Consider the following 2,118-nt stretch of genomic DNA (forward strand, 5'->3'; position numbering starts at 1 on the left):
CGCGCCGGACGTGCTGGCGCTGACCGCCGTCACCGACCCCCAGGTGCTGGCCGTGCACACGGCGGCGCACGACGCGCTGGCCGGACGGGTGCGGGGCGCGCACGCCGCGCACCTGCCGGGATCCTGGCTGCCGCACGTGGTGCTGGCGACCGGGCGGCCCGCCGAGGCGTTCGCGTTGCTGCACCCGGTCGAGCCGGTGCGGGCGCGGATCACCGCCGTCGAGCTGCACGACTCGCGCACCGGGGAGACGGTGGCCCTCAGCGCGGGCTGAGCCCCGCGAGGGCCTGCTCGACCAGCCCCTCCACCATGGGGGTGAGCGCGCCGCGGCGGTCGGCCGGGATCGCACACCGGCGCAGGACGGCCCGAGGTAGCCGTCGAACAGGAGGGCGGCGACGTCCGGGTCGGTGGCCGGGTCGGTCCCCGCCGTCGCGGCCCCGCTCGATCCACTCCGCCGGCCGCCGGGCCGCGGTCGTCCGGTGCCGGACCGGCCCGGGCGCGGCGAGCCAGCCGAGCATCATCTGTCCGGTCCCGTCCGGGTCGGTTGTACCGGCCGGGGTCGGAGCCCGCGCGGCTGGTCGTATACCTGCACGGCGGCGGCCCGTCCCCTGTGGTGCGCCCCGACTCTAGGCTTGCCCCGTGGCGGACGAACAGGACGTGCGGCGGATCGCGCTCGCCCTCGACGGCGTCGTCGAGAACCCGAGCGAGGGGTTCGACTTCCGGGTGCGCGGCAAGGGCTTCGTGTGGTCCTGGCCGGAGCGGGTGCCCGGGCGTCGGCGGGTCATCCGCACCGACGTCGCGGTGCTGTACGTCGGCGACGAGGCGGAGAAGCAGGCCCTGCTGCGCGGCGAGCCCGACCTGTTCTTCACCGACCCCGGGCACGAACCGTGGCCGCTGGTGCTCGTCCGCCTGGACCAGGTGGACGAGGCCCGCCTCGCCGAACTGGTCGGCGACGCCCGGCGCATGCGCATCGACGACGCCGGGCAGGGATAACGTGGCGGACATGGCCATTGTGAAGATCAACGCGATCGAGGTCCCGGAGAACGCGGGCCCCGAGCTGGAGAAGCGGTTCGCGAACCGCCTGCACGCCGTCGACGGGCAGCCCGGGTTCCTCGGGTTCGAGCTGCTGCGCCCCGTCTCCGGCGACGACCGGTACTTCGTCGTGACCCGCTGGGAGACCGAGGCCGACTTCCAGGCGTGGCGCGAGGGCCCGGCCGCCGAGGCGCACGCCGGTCAGCGCTCGCCGCAGCCGGTCGCCAAGGGCGCGTCACTGCTGGAGTTCGAGGTCGTCGACCTGCAGCAGATCGCGGCGGGGTCCTGATCGACGCCCGCGAGGTCGCTGCGGCCTTCTCCGACGAGATCGCCGCGGCGGCCCGCCTGGTCCGCGACGCGGGCGCGCTGCTGATCACCGCCGGCGCCGGGATGGGTGTCGACTCCGGGCTGCCGGACTTCCGCGGCGGCGAGGGCTTCTGGCGGGCCTACCCGCCCTACGCGCGGCTCGGCCTGCGTTTCGAGGAGCTCGCCGACCCGGAGCACTTCGCCGACGACCCGGCGCTGGCCTGGGGCTTCTACGGCCACCGCCTGCACCTCTACCGGGACACCGTGCCGCACCCCGGGTTCGCGGTGCTGCGCCGCTGGGCCGGCCGGGTGCCCTCGAACGTGTTCACCTCGAACGTCGACGGCCAGTTCCAGCGGGCCGGCTTCGCCCCGGACGACGTCGCCGAGGTGCACGGCTCCATCCACCACCTGCAGTGCCTGCGGCTCTGCGGTCACGGCGTGTGGCCCGCCGACGGCGTCGAGGTGCCGATCGACGAGACCACCATGCGTGCCGTCGGCGAGCTGCCCCGCTGCCCGGGCTGCGGCGGCACCGCCCGTCCGGCGATCCTGATGTTCGGCGACGGCGGCTGGGACGACGCGCACGCCGCGACGGCGCTGCAGCGGCACGTGGACTGGCTGGCGGCGCACCGGACCGGTGTGGTCGTCGTCGAGCTGGGGGCGGGCGGTGCCCTGCCCACGGTGCGTCGCCGCTCGGAGCTCGCCTCGGCCGCGACCGGCGCGCTGGTGCGGATCAACGTCCGCGAGCCGCAGGTGCGCCACGGCCGCGGGGTCGGCATCGCGGCC

Annotated in this window: 3 protein-coding genes and 1 pseudogene; all 4 read left to right on the plus strand. The window is 75.9% G+C overall.

Annotated features, from left to right (window positions below; genetic code table 11):
- Positions 1–271, plus strand: a pseudogene (locus GTW08_RS14720) (2'-5' RNA ligase family protein); the annotation flags it as partial.
- Positions 272–636: 365 nt separating this feature from the next.
- Complete coding sequence (locus GTW08_RS14725; protein WP_073576750.1) at positions 637–990, plus strand: MmcQ/YjbR family DNA-binding protein; 354 nt, start codon at positions 637–639, stop codon at positions 988–990.
- A gap of 10 nt (positions 991–1,000) precedes the next feature.
- Positions 1,001–1,318 carry an antibiotic biosynthesis monooxygenase family protein gene (locus GTW08_RS14730; RefSeq protein ID WP_073576923.1) on the plus strand — a complete coding sequence of 106 codons (318 nt, stop codon included), beginning with the start codon at positions 1,001–1,003 and terminating at the stop codon, positions 1,316–1,318.
- 101 nt (positions 1,319–1,419) lie between these two features.
- A partial coding sequence (locus tag GTW08_RS14735; protein WP_202417186.1) for an SIR2 family NAD-dependent protein deacylase occupies positions 1,420–2,118 on the plus strand: 699 nt, incomplete at its 3' end.

Source organism: Pseudonocardia sp. SID8383 (assembly GCF_009864975.1).
GTDB lineage: Bacteria > Actinomycetota > Actinomycetes > Mycobacteriales > Pseudonocardiaceae > Pseudonocardia > Pseudonocardia alni.